The organism is Variovorax sp. dw_954, from assembly GCF_018449755.1.
Lineage (GTDB): Bacteria > Pseudomonadota > Gammaproteobacteria > Burkholderiales > Burkholderiaceae_C > Variovorax.
Genome location: NZ_JAAVVD010000015.1, coordinates 109567 through 129462, shown reverse-complemented (window position 1 = coordinate 129462; position 19896 = coordinate 109567). Strand labels below are relative to the sequence as shown.

General features: G+C 66.0%; 23 protein-coding genes, 3 tRNA genes and 1 pseudogene. 17 read left to right on the top strand and 10 right to left on the bottom strand.

The genetic code is table 11. The annotated features are described in order from the left end of the window. Nucleotides 1-155: 155 nt before the first annotated feature. From HB681_RS22495 to HB681_RS22480, 4 genes are read left to right on the top strand one after another with little or no spacing between them, the layout of a single operon-like run. Complete coding sequence (locus tag HB681_RS22495; RefSeq protein ID WP_213957083.1) at nt 156-1232, top strand: aldo/keto reductase; 1077 nt, start codon at nt 156-158, stop codon at nt 1230-1232. A 7-nt stretch (nt 1233-1239) separates the two neighbouring features. Further along, on the top strand, nt 1240-1731 hold the full coding sequence (locus HB681_RS22490; protein WP_213957082.1) for an aminoacyl-tRNA deacylase: 492 nt from the start codon (nt 1240-1242) through the stop codon (nt 1729-1731). A 28-nt stretch (nt 1732-1759) separates the two neighbouring features. Further along, the gene (gene plsY, locus HB681_RS22485) at nt 1760-2398 is read left to right on the top strand and encodes a glycerol-3-phosphate 1-O-acyltransferase PlsY (protein WP_213957081.1); all 639 of its coding nucleotides are present in this window, start codon (nt 1760-1762) and stop codon (nt 2396-2398) included. Between the two features lie 6 nt (nt 2399-2404). After that, nucleotides 2405-2758 carry a RidA family protein gene (locus HB681_RS22480; protein ID WP_213957080.1) on the top strand — a complete coding sequence of 118 codons (354 nt, stop codon included), beginning with the start codon at nt 2405-2407 and terminating at the stop codon, nt 2756-2758. A 69-nt stretch (nt 2759-2827) separates the two neighbouring features. Here the strand turns inward: HB681_RS22480 and HB681_RS22475 are convergent, their stop codons facing one another. After that, on the bottom strand, nt 2828-3427 hold the full coding sequence (locus HB681_RS22475; RefSeq protein ID WP_213957153.1) for a retropepsin-like aspartic protease: 600 nt from the start codon (nt 3425-3427) through the stop codon (nt 2828-2830). 47 nt (nt 3428-3474) lie between these two features. Next, nucleotides 3475-3960 (bottom strand): YajQ family cyclic di-GMP-binding protein, encoded by a 486-nt coding sequence (locus HB681_RS22470; protein WP_213957079.1) that lies wholly within the window; start codon nt 3958-3960, stop codon nt 3475-3477. A gap of 52 nt (nt 3961-4012) precedes the next feature. On the opposite strand from HB681_RS22470, the gene murB reads away from it, so the two are divergent. The 3 genes from murB to HB681_RS22455 are packed head-to-tail and all read left to right on the top strand — an operon-like array spanning nt 4013 to nt 7359. Then, entirely contained in the window at nt 4013-5065 is a 1053-nt protein-coding gene (murB, locus tag HB681_RS22465) for a UDP-N-acetylmuramate dehydrogenase (protein ID WP_213957078.1), read from the top strand. A gap of 40 nt (nt 5066-5105) precedes the next feature. Next, nucleotides 5106-6524, top strand: a complete 1419-nt coding sequence (locus HB681_RS22460) for a DUF945 family protein (protein ID WP_256735060.1) — start codon at nt 5106-5108, stop codon at nt 6522-6524. Between the two features lie 13 nt (nt 6525-6537). After that, nucleotides 6538-7359, top strand: coding sequence for a hypothetical protein (locus HB681_RS22455; RefSeq protein ID WP_213957076.1), 822 nt, complete (start codon nt 6538-6540; stop codon nt 7357-7359). Between the two features lie 65 nt (nt 7360-7424). Here the strand turns inward: HB681_RS22455 and HB681_RS22450 are convergent, their stop codons facing one another. The 3 genes from HB681_RS22450 to HB681_RS22440 all read right to left on the bottom strand — a co-directional run bounded on the left by HB681_RS22450 (nt 7425) and on the right by HB681_RS22440 (nt 8816). Beyond that, entirely contained in the window at nt 7425-7742 is a 318-nt protein-coding gene (locus HB681_RS22450; protein WP_213957075.1) for a pyrimidine/purine nucleoside phosphorylase, read from the bottom strand. A 28-nt stretch (nt 7743-7770) separates the two neighbouring features. Further along, nucleotides 7771-8334: a hypothetical protein gene (locus HB681_RS22445; protein ID WP_213957074.1), complete on the bottom strand. Its 564-nt coding sequence runs from the start codon at nt 8332-8334 to the stop codon at nt 7771-7773. A 110-nt stretch (nt 8335-8444) separates the two neighbouring features. After that, nucleotides 8445-8816 (bottom strand): ArsC family reductase, encoded by a 372-nt coding sequence (locus tag HB681_RS22440; protein ID WP_213957073.1) that lies wholly within the window; start codon nt 8814-8816, stop codon nt 8445-8447. Between the two features lie 34 nt (nt 8817-8850). On the opposite strand from HB681_RS22440, the gene folC reads away from it, so the two are divergent. The 9 genes from folC to HB681_RS22395 all read left to right on the top strand — a co-directional run bounded on the left by folC (nt 8851) and on the right by HB681_RS22395 (nt 16214). Continuing rightward, nucleotides 8851-10158, top strand: coding sequence for a bifunctional tetrahydrofolate synthase/dihydrofolate synthase (gene folC / locus HB681_RS22435; protein WP_213957152.1), 1308 nt, complete (start codon nt 8851-8853; stop codon nt 10156-10158). A 95-nt stretch (nt 10159-10253) separates the two neighbouring features. Further along, nucleotides 10254-11168: an SPOR domain-containing protein gene (locus tag HB681_RS22430; RefSeq protein ID WP_213957072.1), complete on the top strand. Its 915-nt coding sequence runs from the start codon at nt 10254-10256 to the stop codon at nt 11166-11168. Nucleotides 11169-11180: 12 nt separating this feature from the next. After that, entirely contained in the window at nt 11181-11666 is a 486-nt protein-coding gene (locus tag HB681_RS22425; protein ID WP_213957071.1) for a CvpA family protein, read from the top strand. A 12-nt stretch (nt 11667-11678) separates the two neighbouring features. Beyond that, the gene (gene purF / locus HB681_RS22420) at nt 11679-13196 is read left to right on the top strand and encodes an amidophosphoribosyltransferase (protein ID WP_213957070.1); all 1518 of its coding nucleotides are present in this window, start codon (nt 11679-11681) and stop codon (nt 13194-13196) included. A gap of 8 nt (nt 13197-13204) precedes the next feature. Further along, nucleotides 13205-14422 (top strand): O-succinylhomoserine sulfhydrylase, encoded by a 1218-nt coding sequence (locus HB681_RS22415; RefSeq protein ID WP_213957069.1) that lies wholly within the window; start codon nt 13205-13207, stop codon nt 14420-14422. A gap of 5 nt (nt 14423-14427) precedes the next feature. Then, nucleotides 14428-15816, top strand: a complete 1389-nt coding sequence (gene gltX, locus HB681_RS22410; RefSeq protein WP_213957068.1) for a glutamate--tRNA ligase — start codon at nt 14428-14430, stop codon at nt 15814-15816. A gap of 64 nt (nt 15817-15880) precedes the next feature. Continuing rightward, nucleotides 15881-15956: transfer RNA gene (locus HB681_RS22405), tRNA-Ala, on the top strand. Nucleotides 15957-15991: 35 nt separating this feature from the next. Beyond that, nucleotides 15992-16067, top strand: a tRNA-Glu gene (locus tag HB681_RS22400). Nucleotides 16068-16137: 70 nt separating this feature from the next. Continuing rightward, a tRNA-Asp gene (locus HB681_RS22395) sits at nt 16138-16214 on the top strand. A gap of 43 nt (nt 16215-16257) precedes the next feature. Here HB681_RS22395 and HB681_RS22390 read toward each other — a convergent pair. Further along, entirely contained in the window at nt 16258-16605 is a 348-nt protein-coding gene (locus HB681_RS22390) for a hypothetical protein (protein WP_213957158.1), read from the bottom strand. 70 nt (nt 16606-16675) lie between these two features. Here HB681_RS22390 and HB681_RS22385 point away from each other — a divergent pair. Then, nucleotides 16676-16819: pseudogene (locus HB681_RS22385) on the top strand (IS481 family transposase); the annotation flags it as partial. Between the two features lie 59 nt (nt 16820-16878). Here the strand turns inward: HB681_RS22385 and HB681_RS22380 are convergent. The 4 genes from HB681_RS22380 to HB681_RS22365 are packed head-to-tail and all read right to left on the bottom strand — an operon-like array spanning nt 16879 to nt 19821. After that, nucleotides 16879-17643, bottom strand: coding sequence for an amino acid ABC transporter ATP-binding protein (locus HB681_RS22380; protein ID WP_213957067.1), 765 nt, complete (start codon nt 17641-17643; stop codon nt 16879-16881). 8 nt (nt 17644-17651) lie between these two features. After that, nucleotides 17652-18311 (bottom strand): amino acid ABC transporter permease, encoded by a 660-nt coding sequence (locus HB681_RS22375; protein ID WP_213957066.1) that lies wholly within the window; start codon nt 18309-18311, stop codon nt 17652-17654. Continuing rightward, nucleotides 18308-18973, bottom strand: coding sequence for an amino acid ABC transporter permease (locus tag HB681_RS22370; protein ID WP_213957065.1), 666 nt, complete (start codon nt 18971-18973; stop codon nt 18308-18310). Before HB681_RS22370 ends, HB681_RS22375 begins: the two co-directional genes overlap by 4 nt. Nucleotides 18974-18993: 20 nt before the next feature. After that, nucleotides 18994-19821, bottom strand: coding sequence for a transporter substrate-binding domain-containing protein (locus tag HB681_RS22365; protein ID WP_213957064.1), 828 nt, complete (start codon nt 19819-19821; stop codon nt 18994-18996). Nucleotides 19822-19896 lie beyond the last annotated feature (75 nt).

Sequence of the window (19896 nt, the reverse complement as noted above, 5' to 3'; positions counted from 1 at the left end):
GAGCCACACGTGACACCTTCGAAGGCTCGTGGCGCTGCAGCGCCACTGCGCGGGCGCGGCCTGGCGCGGCCCTGCCATGCGGCATCGGCCCGTGCCCGCGCGGGTTTCTGGCGGCGAGGTCACGCGTTCCCGATCGCGGCGGTAGCATCCCGCGCATGCAAAAAACCGAACTCCGCAAAGTCCCGCTCGGCCAGAGCAAGCTTCACGTCACGCCGATCTGCCTCGGCACCATGGTCTTTGGCGAGCAGGTCGACGAAGCGACCTCGCACCAGATCCTCAACCGCTCGCTGGAGCGCGGCGTCGACTTCATCGACACGGCCGAGATCTATGCCGTGCCGACGCGCAAGGAAACCTGCGGCGCCACGGAGACCATCATCGGCAACTGGTTCGCGGCCAACCCGGGCGTGCGCCAGAAGGTCACGCTGGCCACCAAGGTCGCCGGCCCGTCGCGCGGCATGCCGTGGGTGCGCGAGGGCAAGGGCATGACGCCGGCCGACATCGTGGCCTCGTGCGACGCCAGCCTGGAGCGCCTGAAGACCGACGTGATCGACCTCTACCAGATCCACTGGCCGGAGCGCCATGTCCCGCAGTTCGGCAACATCTACTACGACCCGGCGAAGGAGACGTCGGCCACGCCCATCCATGACCAGCTCGAAGCGCTGGCGGGCCTCGTCAAGGCCGGCAAGGTGCGCCACATCGGCCTGTCGAACGAGACGCCCTGGGGCGTGCACGAGTTCGTGCGCCTGGCCGAACAGCACGGCCTGCCGCGCGTGGCCTCGGTGCAGAACGCGTTCAATTTAGTCAACCGCGCGCACGAGAACGGCATGGACGAGGCGATGCATCGGCTCCATGTGTCGCTGCTCGTGTATTCGCCGCTCGCGTTCGGGCTGCTTACCGGCAAGTACGACCAGGGCGGCATCGACGGCCCGGATGCGCCGAAGGGTGCGCGCATCTCCAGCTTCGAATCGGTGCGCAAGCAACGCTGGGGCCGCCCCGACGCCTTGCGCGCCGCGCGCCGCTACAACCAGCTGGCGCGCGACCACGGCCTCACGCCCACGCGGATGGCGCTCGCCTATTGCTACACGAAGTGGCACGTCACGAGCACCATCATCGGCGTCACCACGGTGGCGCAACTCGACGAGGACATCGATGCGTTCGGCACCACGCTGCCGGCGGAAGTTCTGGTCGAGATCGACAAGATCCGCTGGGAGATTCGCGACCCTGCGATGTGACCGGCCGATGGCGAAGAAAGCGCACGTCAGCGAAACCCCCGCCACGCAACTATTGCGTGCGAACAAGATCGCCTTTACCGAGCACCCCTACGAGTACCTCGAGCACGGCGGCGCGCAGCACAGCGCGGCCACGCTCGGCCTCGACCCGTTCACGGTCGTCAAGACGCTGGTCATGCAGGACCAGGACGCGAAGCCGTTGCTGGTGCTGATGCACGGCAACCGCACCGTGTCCACCAAGAACCTGGCGCGGCAGATCGGCGCGAAGTCGGTCGAGCCCTGCAAGCCGGACGTCGCGAACCGGCACAGCGGCTACCTGGTGGGCGGCACGTCACCCTTCGGCACCAGGCGCAGCATGCCGGTGTACATCGAGTCGAGCATCCTCGAGCTGCCCAGGATTGCCATCAACGGCGGCCGGCGCGGCTATCTCGTTGGCATCGACCCTCAGGTGTGCATCACCTTGCTGGGCGCGAAACCAGGGCAGTGCGCGCTGGCAGAATGAGCGACCATTTTTCCGGTCGGAGTCCACGTTGAATTTTCATTGGCCGTCTGTCGTCGCCATCGTTGCCTCTTACCTGATCGGCTCGCTGTCCTTCGCGGTGATCGTGAGCAAGGCCATGGGCATGGCCGATCCGCGCAGCTATGGCAGCGGCAATCCCGGCGCGACCAATGTGCTGCGTTCGGGCAACAAGGCCGCCGCATTGGCCACGCTGCTGCTCGACGCCATCAAGGGCTGGCTGCCGGTGTTCCTGGTCATGCATTTCGGCGCTGCATGGGGCATGGACATGGGCATCGCCGCACTGGCTGGCCTGGCAGCATTCCTCGGCCACCTCTATCCGGTGTTCTTCGGATTCCAGGGCGGCAAGGGCGTGGCGACGGCGGCCGGCGTGCTGTTGGGGCTCGACTGGCTGCTCGGGTTGGCCACGGGCGGCACATGGCTCATCGTGGCGCTGTTCTTCCGCTATTCGTCGCTGGCCTCGCTCGCTGCGGCGCTGTTCGCGCCGGCCTACTACCTGCTCGGCGGCGGCATCGTCTGGAAGCTCGACGCCACGGCATTCGTCGCGATGGTCGGCATGAGCCTGTTGCTCGCCTGGCGTCATCGCGAAAACATCCAGCGGCTCATTGCCGGCACGGAGTCGAAGCTCGGCTCGAAGAAAAAGAAGGAATGACACACCATGGCTGAACTCCAGCGCTTCCACGTCGGCCCGCGCCTGAGCGAAACGGCTGTCCACAACGGCACCGTCTATCTGGCGGGCCAGGTGCCCGACGACACCACCGCCGACATGCGCGGCCAGACGCAGCAGGTGCTCGGCATGATCGACCGCCTGCTGGCCGAAGCGGGCAGCGACAAGTCGCGCATGCTGATGGTGCAGATCTTCCTGCCCGACATCGCCGACATCACCGTGATGAACGAGGTGTGGGATGCGTGGGTCGCCCCCGGCCACACACCGCCGCGCGCCACGGTGCAGGCCAAGCTGGCCAACCCGGGCTACAAGATCGAGGTCGTGGTCACTGCCGCGCAGGGCTGAAACGAAACCCACCCCCGAAGCCTCGGGTCGCGCGGTGGAAAACCGAGACGAGGGGCCGCGCGCTTTTTATCAGAAGCGCTTCTCGAGGACCATCTGGTCCGCGTCGCGCCGCATCGAGAAGTGGTTGATGAAGCTGTTGCCCAGCAGCACGTAGGGCATTGGCTGCGGCGACACGACCGCATCGACGTCGTAGACCTCGACGTCGCCCACGCGCACGGAACCCAGTTTCACCCGATACCCCTGGATCACGCCGTTGGCAGTGTTCATCTGCACCGCGGTGCCTTTCTGGTAGTCGAGTCCGATGCGCACCGCGTCCGCGGCCGAGAGGGACACGCTGGTGGCGCCGGTGTCGAGCATGAAGCTCACCGGTCGTCCGTTGATCATGCCGCCGCCCATGAAGTGCCCACGGCTGTCGACCGTCATCACGATGCGCTTGCCCTCCGGCTTGCCACCGCCGGAAGCGCCCACGCTCACCGGCGTGTCCATCCGCAGCGCGAGCCGCTTGCCGCCCATCTCGACCTGCGCCTGGTCCGACTGCACCGACACCACGCGCACGCCTTGCCAGGTCTCACCCACCGCCACCGTCTTTGGCGCGCCGCCGTTGACGATGAGGATGGCGCGGCTGCCGATGGTGCCGGTGAGCATCACCGAATCGGCATGCGCCAGCATGCTGGCCGCGAACAGAGCCGCGGCAACGAGGAGGGTTCGCTGCAAGATCAGTCCCGGAAGTTGTTGAAGCTCAGCGGCATGTCAGCCAGATCCTTTTTGATCAGGGCCATGGCTGCCTGCAGGTCGTCGCGCTTGGCGCCGGTCACGCGCACCGCATCGCCCTGGATGGCGGCCTGCACCTTGAGCTTGCTGTCCTTGATCAGGCGCTGGATCTTCTTCGATTGCTCGCTCTCGATGCCGCTCTTGACCTTGATGACCAGCTTGACCTTGTCGCCGCCAATCTTCTGCACGTCGCCCTTGTCGAGGAAGCGCACGTCCACGCTGCGCTTGGTGAGCTTGTTGCGCAGGATGTCCTCCACCTGCACGAGCTGGAAGTCGGCATCGCCGATGAGGGTGATGTCCTTCTCCTTGAGTTCGATCGCGGCGGAGGTGCCCTTGAAGTCGAAGCGGGTGCCGATTTCCTTGGCCGTGTTCTCCACGGCGTTCTTGACTTCGGGGAGGTTGGGTTCGCAGACGGTATCGAATGAGGGCATGTGATGCCTCCTGTAAGGCCAATGGCGCAAGCTTGAATGAGACAATTCTCCCATGATCGTTGAGCACAATGTCCCGCTGCAGCCCTACAACAGCTTCGGCATCGTGGCGCGCGCGCAGCACCTTGCGCGCATCGCCTCGGAGGCCGACGTGCTGGCTGTGCTGGCCGATGCGGCATGGCGCGATGCACCCAAGTTTGTGCTCGGCGGGGGCAGCAACATCGTGCTGACCGGCGACGTCAAGCCGTTGGTGCTGAAGGTCGAGATCAAGGGCCTGCGCCTGGTCGAAGACACGCCGCGCGCCTGGATCGTGGAGGCCGGCGCCGGGGAAAACTGGCACGAGGCCGTCGAGTGGGCGGTGGACAACGGCTTCCCTGGCCTGGAGAACCTGGCGCTGATACCCGGCACGGTGGGCGGGTCGCCGGTGCAGAACATCGGCGCCTACGGTGTCGAGCTGCAGGACCGGTTCGAGTCGCTGGACGCTATCGCGCTGGACACCGGGCGCAGCTTCACCCTCGATGCGGGGCAGTGCGCCTTCGGCTACCGCGATTCGGTGTTCAAGCACGTCGCCAGCGGGACCAACAGCTTCGGCCTGGCGGGCAGGGCGCTGATCACGCGGGTGCGCTTCCGCCTGCCCAAGCCGTGGAAGGCCGTCATGGGATACCTCGACCTCGAACGCAAGATGGCCGAAACCGGCAACTTCACGCCCAACGCGCGCGAGGTGTTCGACTGGGTCTGCGCCATCCGCCGCGCCAAGCTGCCCGACTGGCGACAACTCGGCAATGCAGGCAGCTTCTTCAAGAACCCGACCGTCACGGCCGAACAGTGCGCCGATATCATCGCCCGCGACCCGAAGATCGTGCACTACCCGATGGCCGACGGCAGCATCAAGCTGGCGGCCGGCTGGCTCATCGACGCGTGCGGGTGGAAGGGAAAATCGGTCGGCAATGCCGGCGTCTACGAGAAGCAGGCGCTGGTGCTGGTCAACCGCGGCGGCCGGACGCATCCGGTCACCGGAGGCGAGGTGATGACGCTGGCAAAGGCCATCCAGACCAGCGTCTACGAGCGATTCGGCATCCTGCTCGAGCCCGAGCCGGTCGTCGTATAGCCAGAACAAAGAGTCAACAACAGGGAGTGTGAAAGTGAAGATGAAAGCACTGGCGGCCGTTGCGGTCGTCGTGGTGGGCGGGTACCTGGGCGCGACGGTCGTCACGGGCAACAAGATCGCGGCGGCCTACGATGCGCGCGCGGAAAAGCTGGAAAAGCAGTTTCCGTTCGTGCGTGTGGTGCACCGGCAGGCCGAGAAGGGCATGTTCTCGTCGACCTACAGCGGCAAGCTGCGCATCGGCTGCGCGCCGGCCGCGGGAGCGGGCGGCGAGGCGGCCAAGGCGGGCAAGACCCTCGACATCGGCTTCCGGGACCGTGTGCTTGCCGGTCCGCTGCCGGGCTTCAGCACCATCGGCGCGGCGGTGATCGAATCCGAAGTCGTCCTGCCAGACGAAGTGCCGGAGGGCGTGCGCAAATACCTCGCCGGCATGAAGCCGCAAGACATCCGCACGGTGGTCGGCTACGGCGGCGACTACAACACCAGGGTGCGCCTGCCGGGCGGCGACATCGCGCTGCCAACGGGCAAGCTGTCCTGGCCCGACGTGCACCTGAGCGGCGCCGGCAACTTCGACGGCGGCGCCTTCACCTTCGACGGCACACTGCCAGAGCTGGCCTTCGTCGGCGCGGAGAAAGGCGGCAAATCCACGCTGGACGTCAAGCTGGCAAAGCTGCGCTGGCAAGGCACCTCGCTGCCCGCGGACAGCTTCTGGCTGCGCCCCGGCACCAGCACCCTGGACATCGAGCGCCTGGAAGTCCTGGCCAACGCCGGTAGCAAGCCGGTCCCGGCGCAGATCGGCAAGTTCAGGTACCTCGCTGAAGTGAAGGCCGACAAGGATCTGCTTGACGCCAAGGCCGCCTTCACCGCGGATGCCACGCTGCGCATCGGCGAGGACGCCAAGCCGATCCAGCTCGACAACTTCGAGTTCCAGGAGGCGGTCAGGCATCTGCACGGGCCGACCCTGCAGAAGGTCCTGGAAACGTCGATGGCGCAGTTGTCGTCGACCTGCGAGGGCGGCAAGCTGTCGCAAGAAGACGCCGCCGCGCTGGGCCTGGAGATGATGCAGACGCTGGCGCAATTGCTGCCCCACGCACCCGAGATATCGGTCGACAAACTGGCCGTCACCTACGAGGGCCAGCGCGGCGAGATGTCTTTCTCGGCCAGCGCGCCGGGCCTCGTGGCCGAGGACGTCGAAGAGCCGGTGGTCATGAAGGCCAAGCTGCAGGCCAATTTGCTGGTGAAGGCCAGTGCCAGGCTGCCGGTAGCCTGGGTTCAGTTGCTCGGCGAGCGCAGCGGCGACCCGGCCGGCGCACCGCAGCGCGTGGCGCAGGCCCACTCGATGGTCGACCTGGCTGTCGGCAAGGGCTTCGCCGTGCGCGTTGGCGAATTCCTGGCAAGCACCGTTGTCCTGGAGAAGGGCGCGGTGCTGCTCAACGGCAAGCCGATGAGCGAGGGGAAGTGACGGGGAGTCGACGATGAATGTTCTGCCGCAGCTCAACTTTCGCCGTCGCATCCATTTGCTGTCGTGGGCTCGCCGGCTGTCGATTCTTGGCGGCGTTTCGGCAGGGCTGGTCCTGGGTTGGACCGGCCGATTCGGCTGGTTGGTGGCAGGGGCTATCCTGGTGATGACGCTGCTCGGCGCGCTGGTGTCATGGCAAGCGAGCCTGCGGCGCCAGTTCATTCGGGAGGCCGAATTCCCGGGATTCCTCGTCGGCAAGCTGACGGCCGCCTTCCCGCAACTGCAGCGGCGTGACACCGATCTGGTGTTGCGCGGCCTGCGGCAGTTCTTCATGGCGCACCTGCGCTCGGGCCGCAAGTTCGTGGCAATGCCATCGAGGATCGTGGACGAAGCCTGGCACGAGTACATCCTCCATACGCGGGGCTACGAACGCTGGTGCAAGGCGGCCTTCGGCGGGATGCTGCACCACACGCCGGCCGAAGTGCTCGGCAACGATGCACGTCGCAACGATGGCCTGCGCCGTACCTGGTACTGGGCCTGCAAGGAGGAGAGCATCGACCCGCGCAAGCCAACGCGCCTGCCGCTGTTGTTCGCGCTCGATGCCAAATTCGACGTCGAAGGCGGCTTCAGGTACACGCCCGACTGCAAAGCCATCGACCGCGCTGCCGGCTCCGACGCGTACTGCGGAACCAGCTTCAGCGACTCCGATTCTGGATCGGGTGACGCGGGCGGCTTCGGCGGCAGCGAGTCGTCCTCCTCGGACAGCGGAGGAGGCGACAGCGGAGGTGGAGACGGCGGTTCCGGCTGTGGCGGCGGTTGCGGCGGCGGAGGCGACTGACGAGCCCGGCCGGGCGCAAAAAAGCCACCCGGAGGTGGCTCGGTGGATGGGACGCAATGAATCGTTCAACCGAAGTGGCAGATGTAGCTGTACGGCTCGCCCGCCACGCGGATCTGGAACGACGAATCACCCGGCACGCTGAACTTTTCGCCAACGCCCGCCTTCTTCCACTCGGTGGTGCCGTTCAGCAGGTATTCGCAGGCACCGCCGGTGCCTTCCATGATTTCCGGTGTGCCGGTGTTGAAGGTCAGCGTCGAGGGCAGGATCACGCCCACGGACTTGCGCGTGCCGTCGGCCAGCGTGAGGCTGTGGCTCACGCACTTGCCGTCGAAATAAACATTGGCCTTGGTGGCCACGGCCACGCTTTGGATGGTTTCGGTCATCGCCCGAGTTTATCCAGCGCGCAGGCGCTCAATGCCAGCCGTGCCGGTAGTAGCCGCCGCCCCAGCCGTGCGAATAGCCGAAGTTGAGCGACAGTCCGATGGGCGCGACCGCGAGCCACGGTGCCGCATAGCCGTAACCGTAACCGTAGGCCGGCTGCACATACATGGGTTGCGCGTAGCCCGGCGCGCCGTAGACCGGGCCGCCATAGACGGGAGCGCCGTAAGCGGGCGCCGGCGCCCCGCCGGCCCCGACCACCACGCCGGGCTGCGCCTCCACGTTGTTCCAGTTCTGCGGATTGCCGTCGTTGTACGCGGCCGGCGGCGGCTGGTCGGGCGCGGGCGAGTTGGTGGCAACACCCATCGGGCTCAGCTGCAGCGCAATGGTCTGGCCGGGCGGGCTGTCTGTGCGCGTGGTGTAGCGCTGGCCGGCGTATTCGTAGGTCACGCTGTAGCCCGCCTGGCCGTTCGCGTCGTGTATCGGGGTGCTGGAGATGACGCGGCCGGAGACCTGCTGCGCCTGTGCCAGCGACGCGGCGCCGCCGAGCAGGCCGACGAGGGCGAGGCTGATGATGGTTCGGGTGGGGGTGCGCATGAAATTTCTCCTCAAGATCGCGGCGCTTCCGCTTGTTCACGTGGGTTGGATGCAGTCCGACGCGCCGGGTTCACTGCTTCACATTTTTTTGCCTGGCTTTTGCGGAAGCCTTACCGCGTCGCCTTCTCGGCAGCATGGGCCGCCCACTCGGCAGGGTCGAAGCCGACAGTCACAACGCTCGCGGGCTGCCATTCGACGACCGGACGCTTGATCAGCGTCGGATTCGCGACCAGCACCGTGCGAGCCGACGCCGCGTCGACCACCGAAGCGCGCGTGGCCTCGTCCAGTCGCCGCCACGTGGTTCCCCGCCGGTTGAGCAGCGCCTCCCAGCCCGGGGCCCGCAACCAGCGGTCCAGCGAGGCGCCAGGCAGGCCGTTCTTGCGGAAATCGTGGAAGGTGTAGGGCACGCCTTGCGTGTCCAGCCAGGTGCGGGCACGCTTGACCGTGTCGCAGTTGGGGATGCCGAAAAGGGTTGTTGTCATCCCGGAATGATGCCGCGTCGGCGGGTCGGCGACAATTCCGCCCGCCATGGAAACCCTCGCCGACTGGCTCGCCCACTGCGAGCAACTGCACGCCAAGAACATCGACCTCGGCCTGGACCGCGTGCGCGCCGTGGCCGACCGGCTCGCCCTGCGCTTCGACTGCCCCGTCATCACGGTGGCCGGCACCAACGGCAAGGGCTCGACCTGCGCCATGCTCGAATCGATCCTGCGGCATGCCGGCTACCGGACCGGCGTCTATGGCTCGCCGCACCTGGTGCACTTCGAGGAGCGCTTGCGCCTGCGTGGCGAGTCAGTCGATGCCGCCGCGCTGCTGCCGCATTTCGCCGCGGTCGAGGAGGCGCGCGGATCGACCTCGCTCACCTACTTCGAATTCACCACGCTGGCGCTCCTGCGTTGCATGGCGGCCACCGGCGTCGAGGTCGCCATCCTCGAAGTCGGCCTCGGCGGCAGGCTCGATGCCGTCAACATCGTCGATGCCGACTGCTCCGTCATCACCAGCATCGATCTGGACCACATGGATTTCCTCGGGCCGGATCGCGAGAGCATCGGCTACGAGAAGGCCGGCATACTGCGCGCCGGCCGTCCCGCCATCGTGAGCGACCCGATGCCGCCGGACAGCGTCATCGCGCACGCGCAAGCCATTGGCGCCGATCTCTGGCGCTTCGGCCACGATTTCAACGTGGCGGGGGACAAGCAGCAGTGGGGCTGGAGCGGTCGCGGCCGGCGCTACAGCGGGCTGGCCTATCCGGCGCTGCGCGGCGCCAACCAGTTGATCAACGCGGCGGGCGTTCTTGCAGCGCTGGAGGCGCTGAGACCCGTGCTGCCGATCACCGCGCAAGCCGTGCGCACGGGGCTGGCCATGGTCGAGTTGCCCGGCCGCTTCCAGATCGTGCCGGGCGAGCCGACGCTGGTGCTCGACGTGGCACACAACGGCCATGCCGTGGCGGCGCTGGCAGAGAACCTCGATGCGATGGGCTTCTATCCGACCACGCATGCGGTGTTCGGCGTGATGGCGGACAAGGACCTGGGTCCGATCTTCGCGCGCATCGGGCCGCTGATCGACCGCTGGTACTTCACCGACCTGCCCACGCCGCGCGCCGCGCCGGCCGCGGATCTGCTGGCGCGCTGGCAGGCGCAAAACACGCGCAAGGATGCGTCCGGGACGGCGTGCGCCAGCCCCATGCAGGCCCTCCAGGCGGCCATCGATCAGGCAGACCCCACTGATAGAATCGTGGTCTTCGGATCGTTCTTTACCGTCGGTGGCGTGCTCGTAAACGGAACACCCCGCCTGCAAGCCAGACACCTGTTGCGAGACGCTTGAAATGGGGCTTGAAATGGGACCTGAAGGGCCTGACAAGGCCTGATTTCCGCCGCATCATCGCACCCACGCTTCTCTCCATCAGGAATCGAACTTTCATGGCGTTTTTCAAGTTCCGCGCACGCGGTCCGCAAGGCAACGAAGCCCGCAACGTCGCCGGTGCGGTGCCTGCGGAAAGCGTCGAAACCATGCGCCGCCGCGCCCGCCACCGCCTGCTCGGCGCGGCCGTGCTGGTGCTGCTGGGCGTGGTCGGATTCCCGCTGCTGTTCGATACGCAGCCACGCCCCGTGGCGGTCGACATCCCGATCGAGATCCCCGACCGCAACAAGGTCAAGCCGCTGGCCCTGCCGGCCGCGCCCGCACCCACCACATCCGCCGCGCCTGGCAAGGACGCATCGACCCGCGTGGCGGCTGCTCCCCCGGGCGGCGGCATGATCACAGAGGCAGCCGACGGCACGGAAATCGGGCCTTCGAAGCCAATGGCCGATGCGCCGCCGAAGCCCGAACCAAAGCCGGAAGCCAAGGCGAAGCCGGAACCGAAGCCGGAGGCCAAGCCCGAACCCAAGCCCGAGCCCAAGAAGGCCGAGGCCAAGCCGGAACGGAAGCCCGAGACAAAGCCCGAGACCAAGCCCAAGCCCGACACGAAGGAAGCCAAGGCAGAGGCCAAACCCGACCCCAAGACGCCCAAGCCGGCCGACGACGATGCAGCACGCGCTCGCGCCCTGCTCGATGGCCGGTCTGCCGATGCCGCCGCCGCCAAGCCGGCATCGGCCGCCGACGAAGCGGGCCGCTTCGTGGTGCAGGTGGGCGCTTTCGCCGATGCCGACAAGGCGCGCGAGGTACGCCAGAAACTGGAGCGGGCCGGGTTGAAGACCTATACGCACGTCGCGAAGACGGCCGATGGCGAGCGCACGCGCGTGCGCGTGGGCCCGTTCAGCACGCGTGCCGATGCCGACAAGGCCGCCGCCCGCGTCAAGGGCCTGGCCTTGTCCGCGGCCGTGCTCACGCTGTAAGCAGCGCGTTCCGTGGCGTTGCTGGATTGGGTTGTCGTCGCGCTCCTGTTGCTGTCGGTCCTGGTCGGCATGGTGCGCGGCCTGGTGTTCGAGTTGATGTCGCTGGCGGGTTGGGTCGTGGCCTTCGTCTGTGCCCAGTTGTTCGCCGATCCTGTCGCGGCCTGGCTGCCGGTGGGGGCGCCCGATGCGGTGTGGCGCTACGCGGTGGCCTTCGTGCTGGTGTTCGTGGCGGTGGCCTTCGCCGCCGGACTGATCACCGCGCTGGTGCGCAAGATGGTTGTGGCGGCGGGCCTGCGGCCAGTCGACCGCACCCTGGGTGCCGCTTTTGGTTTTGTGCGTGGGGCCGTCGCATTGCTCGCGGTGGCCACAGGGATCCACCTTTTTTCGCTGAGCGACAGTGCCTGGTGGCGCGAGTCGCGCAGTGCCACTGTTCTGGATACGGCCTTGCAGGCCATCAAGCCTGCGTTGCCCGAGAAATTGGCAAGCTATTTGCCCTGAGAGGATCGCTTCATGTGTGGAATCGTCGGCGTTGTCAGCAACGCCCCTGTCAATCAACTGGTCTACGACGCGCTGCTGCTCTTGCAGCATCGGGGCCAGGACGCGGCCGGCATCGTGACCCTGCTGGACCGCAAGTTCTTCATGCACAAGGCCAAGGGCATGGTGAAGGATGTGTTCCGCACCCGCAACATGCGCGCGCTGCCCGGCAGCGTGGGCCTCGGCCAGGTTCGCTACCCGACCGCGGGCAATGCCTACAGCGAGGAAGAGGCACAGCCTTTCTACGTGAATGCGCCCTTCGGCATCGTGCTGGTGCACAACGGCAATCTCACGAACGCGCATGCGCTGCGTGCCGAACTGTTCACCACCGACCATCGGCACACCAACACCGAGAGCGACTCGGAAGTGCTGCTCAACGTGCTTGCCAATGAGCTGGAGCGTGCCACGCGCGGCGTTCAGCTGCACACCGAGCAACTCTTCACCGCGGTGAAGAGCATGCACAAGCGCCTGCGCGGCTCCTATGCCGTGGTGTCGCTGATCTCCGGACAGGGGCTGCTCGCGTTTCGCGACCCCTACGGCATCCGGCCGCTGTGCCTCGGCCGCAATGCGGAAGGCACCGTGATGGTGGCCAGCGAGTCGGTCGCGCTGGAAGGCTTGGGCTTCAAGTTCGAGCGCGACATCGCGCCCGGCGAGGCGGTCTTCATCGACATGCAGGGCCAGGTGCATGCGCACCAGTGCGCCGAGGCGGCCACGCTCAATCCGTGCATCTTCGAGTTCGTCTATCTCGCGCGCCCCGACTCGACGATGGATGGCATCTCGGTCTACCAGGCACGCCTCAACCTTGGCGAAACACTGGCCAAGCGGGTCGTCTCGACGGTGCCGCCGAGCGACATCGACGTGATCATTCCGATCCCCGAGTCGAGCCGGCCCAGCGCCACCCAGCTCGCACACCTGCTGGGCATTCCCTACCGCGAAGGATTCGTCAAGAACCGCTACGTCGGCCGCACATTCATCATGCCCGGGCAGGGCGAGCGCAAGAAGTCGGTGCGCCAGAAGCTCAATGCGATCGCGAGCGAGTTCAAGGGCCGCAACGTGCTGCTGGTCGACGACTCCATCGTGCGCGGGACCACCAGCCGCGAGATCGTGCAGATGGCGCGCGACGCCGGTGCGCGCAAGGTCTACCTTGCCAGTGCCGCGCCGCCCGTGCGCTATCCCAACGTCTATGGCATCGACATGCCGACCAAGGGCGAGCTGGTGGCGCATGACCGCACGATCGAGGAAATCCGCGCCCTCATCGGCTGCGACGCGCTGATCTACCAGGACGTCGACGCCATGAAGCGCGCGGTGATGAAGGCCGCGCCCGTGGCCGCAGGCGCATCGAAGTTCGCGGGCTTCGAGGCCTCGTGCTTCGACGGCGTCTACGTGACCGGCGACATCGACACCGATGCGATCAACCGCATGAACAACAACCGCCCGCGCGTCGAAGAGACCGAGGAAGACGCCTCCCGCCTGGCACTGCCCAACCTGAACTGAAAGACCCCGTGACAGATCGATCCCTGCCCGCGGGCCTGCACCGCGACACGCTGGCGGTGCGCACGTCCTTGGAGCCGAGCCAGTACGGCGAAAACTCCGAGGCGCTGTTCCTCACCAGCAGCTTCGTGCAGCCGGATGCCGAGACCTCGGCGCGACGCTTCGCGGGCACGGAGGAGGGCTTCACCTACACCCGCACATCGAACCCGACCGTGACCAGCTTCGAGCGCCGCCTGGCCGCGCTGGAGGGCACCGAGGCAGCCATCGGCGCATCGAGCGGCATGGGCGCGATCCTCATGATGTGCATGGGCTTGCTCAAGGCGGGCGACCATGTGGTGAGTTCGCGTTCGCTGTTTGGCTCGACCTTCAACCTGCTGGGCCGCGAATTTGCCAAGTTTGGCGTGGAGACGACCTTCGTATCCCAGTCCGACGTGGCCGAATGGCGCGCTGCCGTCCGGCCCAGCACGCGACTGTTGTTCGCCGAGACGCCGACCAATCCGCTGACCGAGGTCTGCGACATCCGCGCGCTGGCCGACATCGCGCATGGTGTCGGCGCGCTGCTGGCGGTTGACAACTGCTTCTGCTCGCCGGCGTTGCAGCGACCCATCGAGTTTGGCGCCGACCTCGTGCTGCACTCTGGCACCAAGTACCTGGACGGGCAGGGCCGCGTGCTGGCCGGCGCCATCTGCACGAGCGCAAAGCTCGTCAACGAAGTCTTCGGACCGGTGGTTCGCACTGCAGGCATGGCGCTCTCGCCGTTCAATGCGTGGGTCGTGCTGAAAGGCCTCGAAACACTTGGCCTGCGCATGAAGGCGCATTGCGACAACGCACTCGCATTGGCAAAGTGGTTGGAAACCCAACCAGCGGTCAAGCGCGTCTATTACCCCGGCCTGGCATCGCATCCGCAGCATGCACTGGCGATGCAGCAGCAGTCGGGGCAGGGTGGCGCCGTGGTGTCGTTCGACGTGATCGGCGACACGCCCGATGAGGCGCGAGCGAATGCGTTCCATGTCATTGACAGCACGCGCGTCCTGAGCATCACCGCGAACCTCGGCGACACGAAGACCACCATCACCCATCCTGCCACGACGTCGCATGGCCGCCTCTCCGAACCGCAACGCCAAGCGGCCGGCATCGGCCAGGGCCTGATCCGCATCGCGGCCGGCCTCGACCACATCGACGACATCCAGGCCGACCTGCTGCGCGGCCTCGGCACGCTCGCACCTTGAATCACATGACCCGAAAAATCAGAACCCGCATCGCGCCTTCCCCCACCGGCTTCCTGCACCTCGGCACCGCCCGCACCGCCCTCTATTCGTGGGCCTATGCGCGCCACCACGGTGGTGAATTCGTGCTGCGCATCGAAGACACAGACGTGGCCCGCTCGACGCAGGAATCGACCGACCAGATTCTCGCGTCCATGCACTGGCTCGGCCTCGACTACGACGAAGGCCCGATCTACCAGATGCAGCGCCTCGCGCGCTACCAGGAAGTGATCGCGCAGATGCTGGCGGCGGGCACCGCCTACCACTGCTATTGCACGCCGGAGGAACTCGAATCCATGCGCGAAGCGCAGCGCGCGCGCGGCGAGAAGACCTTGTACGACCGTCGCTGGCGTCCGGAACCGGGCAAGGTGCTGCCGCCGGTGCCGCAAGGCGTGCCGCCAGTGGTGCGATTCTGCAACCCCGTCGAAGGCGACGTGACCTGGGACGACCTGGTCAAGGGACCGATCACCATCAACAACCGCGAGATCGACGACCTCATCATCCAGCGACCGGATGGCGTGCCCACGTACAACTTCGCCGTGGTGGTCGACGACTGGGACATGGCCATCAGCCACGTGTTCCGCGGCGACGAGCACATCAACAACACGCCGTGGCAGATCAACATCTTCAACGCGCTCGGTGCGCCGCTACCGCAGTTCGGCCATGTGCCGGTGATCCTCGGCGATGACGGACAGAAGCTCTCCAAGCGCCGCGGCGCCGTGAGCGTGACCGCCTATGAAGAGAACGGGTACCTGCCCGAAGCCATGCTGAACTACCTCGCGCGCCTCGGCTGGAGCCACGGCGACGACGAACTGTTCACGCGTGAGCAACTGGTGCAATGGTTCGACGGCACGCACCTGTCGAAGAGCCCTGCGCAATGGGATGCGGCCAAGTTGAGCTGGGTCAACGCGCACTACATCAAGCAGATGGACAACGCGGCGTTGGCCCAACTGGTGGCCGCTCAGTTGAAGAAGCGCGGCATCGATGCCGACGCGCGCCTCGCCGACATCTGCGCACTGTTCAAGGACCGTTGCGACACCACCGTCGCACTTGCCAATTGGGCAGCGGGTTTCTATGCCGACGTGACGGCCAGCGAGGCCGATCGCGCGCAACACCTGACCGATGGCGTGCGCCCCGCCATCGCGGCGCTTGCCGACAAGTTGGCCGGCATTGCATGGGACAAACCGACCATCGCCGCAGCCATCAAGGAAGTGCTGATTGCCCATGGCCTTAAAATGCCGGCTCTCGCCATGCCGGTGCGTGTGCTGGTTCTGGGAACCCCGCAAACCCCGTCGCTGGACGCGGTGCTCGCACTCTTTTCTCGCGAAACTATTTTGGCAAGGTTGAGAATGAGCTGATTTCCAGTATATAATTCGAGGCTCGACGCGCAGGAGCAGGGGCTCAGCGAATAGGTGGATATTTGGGGGTATAGCTCAGCTGGGAGAGCGCTTGCATGGCATGCAAGAGGTCATCGGTTCGATCCCGTTTACCTCCACCATTGAAAAGTCGAGTCGGAAGTTGTTCCAAGGTTTTGACCCTATCGTCTAGAGGCCTAGGACACCACCCTTTCACGGTGGCTACCGGGGTTCGAATCCCCGTAGGGTCGCCAAATTGACTTCGGTCAGCGAGGCACAAGTCGCAGCACTTGGCTCTGTCATCAGAGTGAACGTTGTCTACCAGGAGTGGTAGTTCAGTTGGTTAGAATACCGGCCTGTCACGCCGGGGGTCGCGGGTTCGAGTCCCGTCCACTCCGCCATCTAAGAAGCCTAAGTAGTTGATCTACTTGGGCTTTTTTCTTTTTATGCTCGTGAGATCTTGCCGCCGGTCTTACCTGCATGCGGAAGTCGTTGAGCGGTTAGCCTCCAGCGCGCTGCCGAGAACAACAAGCTCAAGAAGCTGCTGGCCGAAGCCCACCCGGACATCCACGCGCTGAACACCGCCTTCGGGGTAAAGCGATAGCCCCACAGGCCAAGCGTGCCGCCATCGCCACCATGATCGAGCAATGCGATCTGAACGAGCGGCGTGCATGCAGGCCTGTGGGGCTCTTCCGCGACAGCTACCGCAACCCACCCGAGGTCGATGCCATGACCCAAAAGCTCAGCAGCAAGATCGTCGGGATTGCGCACGTGCGCCGACGCTTCCGCCATCGGCGCATCACGACATGCTGCGCCCGCATTCTCCCGGCGTGACCCCTGGCAACCAACAGCTCGCGCCGCTTCTCGGCTGCAGGAGCGCCTGGGCCTGACGAGCCTGAAGGCACTCGATCCGGTTGCCCCGCTGGTGCGTCATGAGCGAGAAGCTCCTGGCGAACGCTTGCACATCGATACGAAGAAGCTCGGGCGCATCGTGCGCCCCAGCCATTCGCACGGTTGCCCGCGGCGACGCGTGACGTGCGCAGTCCGCTTGGCCGGCACGACCAGCTAGCCGTGCCAGCCGAGGTGGCTCAGGAAGTCGCGCGTGCGCTCCGCTCTCGGTGCTTCAAAGACTTGCGCCGGCGGCCCCTGTTCAACGACCTTGCCATGGTCCAGCACCACCACCCAGTTCGCAACACGACGGGCGAAGGCCATCTCGTGCGTCACGACGATCATCGTCATGCCTTCCTCGGCAAGTTGCTTCATGACGTTGAGCACTTCGCCGATGGTCTCGGGGTCGAGTGCGGACGTGGGCTCATCGAAGAGCATGACCTCGGGTTCCATCGCAAGCGCCCGCGCGATGGCCACGCGCTGCTGCTGGCCGCCAGACAGTCCGCTGGGGAAGTTGTGCGCCTTGTCCGCGAGGCCGACCTTCTTCAGGAGCGCCATGGCACGTTCGCGTGCCTCGTGCTGGCTGAGCCCCAGCACCGTGACGGGCCCCATCGCGACGTTGTCGAGCGCGCTCTTGTGAGGAAACAACTCGAAGTTCTGGAACACCATGCCCATGCGCTGACGCACCTTGCGCGCTTCCCGCTCGTTGGTGGGCAGGGGCGCGCCGTCGATCAGCACGCGTCCGCCCTCGATGGACTCGAGCGCATTCGTGCAGCGCAGCAGCGTCGACTTGCCGGAACCCGAAGGCCCGATGAGGCACATCACTTCGCCCTTGTAGACCTGCAGCGAGACGCCGTCGATCGCGACAAAGCTTCCATGCAGCTTGCGTACGTTGTCATAGACAACCACGGCAGGGCCGTTGGCGGCCTTGCGTTCGTTCATGGGCTCACTCATTCCTTGACCTCGAACTTCTTCTGCACCCAGTCCACGAGCTTGGCCTGCGGGTAGCCCATCAACCAGTAGATCACTGCCATGGCCGTGAGCATCTCCAGCACCCGGAAGCTCGAGGACCGGATCTGCAGCGCGACGTGCGCGAGCTCACCCACGGCGATCACCGAGACCAGCGAGGTGTCCTTGAACAGCGACACCCAGGTGCTTGCAAGCACAGGGAGCACGCGTCGCCAGGCTTGCGGAATCACGACCTTGCGCATGGCCTGCCAGCGGCTCATGCCGACCGCGATGGCGGCCTCGGTCTGGCCTTTGCGGATGGAGTTGATGCCGGCACGGAAGGTCTCGGCGTTGTAGGCCGAGACGTTGAGGCACAGTGCCGCCAGGCCGGTGGTGAAGGCGGAGAACTGGATATTCAACAGCACCGGCATCACGTAGAAGGCCCAGTACACGACCAGGATCAGCGGCAGGTTCCGGAAAAATTCGACGAAGGCCTGGCTGGCGCCCGACAGGATCGTCGAACGCGAGAGGCGCATCAGTGCGAGCACGATGCCGGCCGGCACGGCGACCAGCATGGTGAGCACGGTCAGCAACACGGTGAGGAGGGCGCCGTGCAGCAAATCTTCGCGATGGTCCCAGACGATGCTCCAGTCCAGGTTCATGAGCGTCCCAGGTGCGCGACGCGGCGGTACAGCGCATCGATGAGCCGCGTACCGGGAAACAGGATCACGAAGTAGATGACCATCGTGACGGTGAAGACCTCGATCGGGCGATAGCTCTGGCCGGCGATCGTCTCCGCGCGCTTCATGAGTTCAGGCACCGCGATGACGGTGGCGATGGCGGTGTCCTTGATGGTGATCGAGAGGATGGAGCCGAATGCCGGCAGCATGCGTACCAGCGCCTGCGGCATGACGACCTTGCGCACCACCTGGAAGCGCGACATGCCCAGGGCCAGCGCCGCGCGAAGTTGACCGGGGCGGATCGACTCGATGCCCGCGCGCACGATCTCCGCGACGTAGGCGGCGATGTGCAGCGTCAGCGCCATGAAGGCCGCCCAGAAGGGATGGAAGCTGATGCCCGTGAGGATCGGCACGGCGAAGTAGAACCACACGAGGATCACCAGCACCGGGATCGCGCGCTGCGTGTCGATGTAGAACACGATCGGGATGCGCAGCCATGCCGGGCCGTAGACCCGACCCAGCCCGAGCAGGGTGCCAAGCACCAGCGCACCCGCGGCCGTCATCGCCGACAGCAGCAGCGTGATGCCCAACCCGCCCAGCAGGTACTGCCAGCTGTCGAGCAGGGGCGAGAAGTCGAAATCCATCGGGCGAGCCGTCGGGATGCCTACATGGCGTTGATGATGCGCGCCTCGTCCGCGTCCAGTTTCGCCTTCATCGATTCATTCAGCGCCTTGAGCCAGGCCAGGTATTCCGGCTGGTTCTTGTCGATCGCCAGGCCGATTGGCGTCGCCATCTCGGTCGAGTCCTGGCAGTTGTTGCCATCCGGCAATGCCTTCAGGCCCTTGACCTTGCGGTTGAGCGCCTGCCATGGCACGCGGTTGATCGGCGTGACGTCGGCGCGCTTGGCCATGATCTCCTCGACCGGCGCGGCCGTGCCCGCGGTGGACACGCCGCGCAGCTTGGCGTTGGGAAAGCGCTTCTTGACCCAGTTCTCTTCTCCGCCGCCGGTGAAGTAGGCGACCGTCACGTCGGGGCTGTTGAACTCGTCGATCGACTTGGCATTGGCCACCTTGGGGTTGTCGGCACGGCCGAAAACGCACAGGGCGGTGCGCGAATAGGTCACGAAGTCGACCACCTTCAGGCGCTCCGGTGTGACGGACAGTGGCGAGATCGTCATGTCGGCCTGGTTCGACGCGAGCACCGGCACCTTGGTCTCGTGCGAGACCGGTACGGGTTGCAGTTTCACGCCCAACTGTTTGGCTGCTTCCACAGCCAGCAGCCACGCCGGGCCGGCCCATGCGTCGCCGGAGCCGGTCGTGTTCTCGACCAGCCACGGCGGATTCGAGAGCACGGCGGCACGCAGCACGCCGGACTTCTTGATCGCGTCGATGCGCGCGCTCGTGCCGGGCGCCGGGACGGCCTGCGCCGCGGCCTGGCACGCCAAGGTGGCGAGCAGCGCGCCTGCGATCAAGGTCCTGATGGGTGGGATCATCTCTGGTCTCCTGTTGTTCGGTCCGGCGTTCCGGGATGGGAAAGTGCCTGCGCCAGCGTCAGGCGAGCGTGACGA